Annotated in this window: 1 protein-coding gene; it reads right to left on the reverse strand. The window is 70.3% G+C overall.

Translation table 11 applies throughout. The features are described from left to right. The coding region (locus tag GFH49_RS01700; RefSeq protein ID WP_196217820.1) for an ISAs1 family transposase at positions 1-814 on the reverse strand (814 nt) is incomplete at both ends.

An 814-nucleotide genomic window follows, 5' to 3' on the forward strand; every position in this document is an offset into this window, starting at 1 on the left:
ATCTTGTTTTCCACGCCCCAGTGGCCCCTCGCGTACCGCCCGAGCATCTCCGGGGACGCCTCGGACGCCGACAGGTCGGTGATCAGGTAGACCGTCTCCCGCGTCCGCTTGCCCGTCACCCGGTCGATGCGGTGCCGGATGATCCGGGCAACCTGTCTGACGTGGGGAAACGCCAGGGATGTCCACGTCGCTGCCTGCACCACCCGCGTCTCCCGCCGGCCGTGACCCACCTCGCTCTCCTTGTACCGGGCCGTCACCTCGCTCCAGGGGACCGACCGGCACGCCTCCCACAACGCCGGCTGGTTCCGCTTCACCACCAGCACGAAGTGCGCGCCCATCTCCTCCACCAGCACCTTCGCCGTCTCCACCTGCGTGTGCAGTGCATCCGCCGTCACCACCACCCCCTGCAGGTCGAGCACCGACAACAGCGGCGCCAGCGCCGGAATCTCGTTGCTCTTGTCCGCCACCCGCTGCTGCGCGACCAGCGCCCCGTTCTGCGCCATCGCACCGATCACCGTCACCGCGACCGACTCACTGTTCCCAGACCCGCGAAGCACCTTCCCGTCCACCGCCACCGTCTCCAGGTCGAGCCCGCGCACCCGCAGCAGCACCTCCAGATCCGCGGGACGCACCAGCGTCAAGGCCCGTCGCAACGTGTCCGCACTCGGCGTACGCACCAGATGGAAGGGGCCACACGGACGCAGCCCCAGCCGCAGCAACTCCACCGGCCCGGCCGCCGCCGCCCACTGCGCCATGGCCCGGTACGAGCCGAACCCGGCCGCCGTCGCGCACAGCGTGACCAGCAGCAACGACA

It is taken from the genome of Streptomyces blattellae (assembly GCF_009709555.1).
Taxonomy (GTDB): domain Bacteria; phylum Actinomycetota; class Actinomycetes; order Streptomycetales; family Streptomycetaceae; genus Streptomyces; species Streptomyces blattellae.